General features: G+C 47.2%; 2 protein-coding genes and 1 pseudogene. 2 read left to right on the forward strand and 1 reads right to left on the reverse strand.

Annotated elements, in window-relative coordinates; all coding sequences use genetic code 11:
• Window positions 1-462: exonuclease domain-containing protein (locus WEIDD23_RS01715; protein ID WP_197458762.1), on the reverse strand; the 462-nt coding region annotated here is incomplete at its 3' end.
• Window positions 463-602: 140 nt separating this feature from the next.
• Here WEIDD23_RS01715 and mvk point away from each other — a divergent pair.
• Window positions 603-1538: a mevalonate kinase gene (gene mvk / locus WEIDD23_RS01720; protein WP_010374311.1), complete on the forward strand. Its 936-nt coding sequence runs from the start codon at window positions 603-605 to the stop codon at window positions 1536-1538.
• A 9-nt stretch (window positions 1539-1547) separates the two neighbouring features.
• Window positions 1548-1889 (forward strand): annotated as a pseudogene (locus WEIDD23_RS13385) (diphosphomevalonate decarboxylase); the annotation flags it as partial.

Here is a 1889-nt window from a genome sequence, read left to right on the forward strand (position 1 = left end):
ACTATCAGCCTGATGTGGATGATTGTGTTCGAGTGACAAGCAATTTGTCATGTCGACAAGGCGGTAACCTGGTGCAGTTGGCCAAAGAATTTGACTAAGTGGCACTGTATCTAGGGCCGTACTTTTAAGAGCGGTTAACCCAACACGTTCAAATTCTGCATTTAAAAATGGTAAATCAAAATTAACATTGTGCGCCACAAAGATTGTGCCTTGTAGCATCGCATGAAGTGTCATTGCAACGTCTTCAAAGAACGGTGCCCCTTTTACCATGTTTTGGGTGATACCGGTCAATTGTGTAATATTGCGGGGAATTTGCTCGCCCGGATTAACCAATGTTGAAAATTGATTAATGATTTTTTTGTTTTGTACGAATGCGACCGCAATCTGAATAATACGGCCCGTTTCGCTCGTTGTACGAGTTGTTTCTAAGTCCACAACCGCATAGATGTCTCTATTTAGCATCAGAGCGTACCACGACCTTCTTTTATAATATTTAAATTATACCATACGTTTTACTGATTCATTTCCCTATTTATAGGCGGGTTTGGTATGATAGTAGCAGTTTAAAAACAAAAATGAGAATGGATTGGTGGTTTCTAATAGTGGAAAAGCTAGCGAGTGGTTCTAGCCACGCCAAAGTGATCTTGCTTGGCGAACACGCGGTCGTTTATGGCCAACCTGCCATTGCCCTCCCTTTACCGGACTTGGCAATGACAGCAACAATCGAGGCTCGAGAAGCTGGACAAGTCGTAATTGCGCAAGGGTATCAAGGCCCTTTGGCAACAATGGCTGAAGTATATGAAGGCGTTCGACAATTAATTCTGCGCCTCTTGCGTCATTTCGACGCGCTAGATGCACCGTTTACCTTACGGATTCAATCAAACATCCCCCAAGAACGCGGGATGGGGTCTTCTGCTGCATCGGCGATCGCCATTATTAGGGCGTTTTTCGCATTTTTTGATACGCCCTTACCAGATGAAGAATTGCAACGCTGGGCTAATGTTGAAGAGGCCATTACCCACGGTTCACCTTCCGGCATCGATGCGGCAACAACTGCCCATGACGTCCCGGTTTGGTTTGTGAAAGGTTCAGCGCCTGAACCAATGTCAATGGCCCTACATGGCACCTTAATCATTGCTGACACAGGCGTTCATGGTCAAACCGGTTTGGCTGTTTCAGTTGTTCGCGAACAACTAGCCAATGAGCCCATTGAAACGCAGGCCCATATTGATGCATTAGGTGCCATTGCCCGTGATACACGTGAGGACTTAGCTCACGATGACATCATTGCCTTGGGTAATCACATGAATGCAGCTCACCAACATTTGGCAGCTCTTGGCGTCTCACACCCCCAGCTTGAAGCCCTTGTGCAAGCAGCTCGTGAAGCTGGTGCTTTAGGGGCTAAGTTAACTGGTGGTGGTGTTGGTGGTGCTATGTTAGCACTAGCCAAGGATGATACTGATGCCCACCGCATTATGCTGGCTTTGGAAGCAGCTGGTGCGCAAGAAGTGTGGTCACAACAGTACCCGCAAATCTAGGAGGCAGTTATGACACACTACACAGCACGCGCACACACGAACATCGCCCTACTGAAGTATTGGGGTAAAGCAGATACAACGCTCATGTTACCAACAACGACGTCGATTTCGCTAACCCTGGATGAATTTTATACCGATACAACTGTTTGGTTTGATGCCGCATTGATTGCGGATGACGTAACGCTTGATGATGAAGTCATGACTGGTAAAGGCTACGACAAAGTCACCCGCTTCTTAGATTTGGTCCGTGAAATGGCTGGCGAAACACGTTATGCCCACGTTCATTCGGCTAATCACGTCCCAACGGCAGCTGGCTTGGCGTCTTCGGCTTCTGCATTTGCTGCCTTAGCT

The sequence above is a fragment of the Weissella sp. DD23 genome, assembly GCF_001579105.1.
GTDB lineage: Bacteria > Bacillota > Bacilli > Lactobacillales > Lactobacillaceae > Weissella > Weissella cibaria.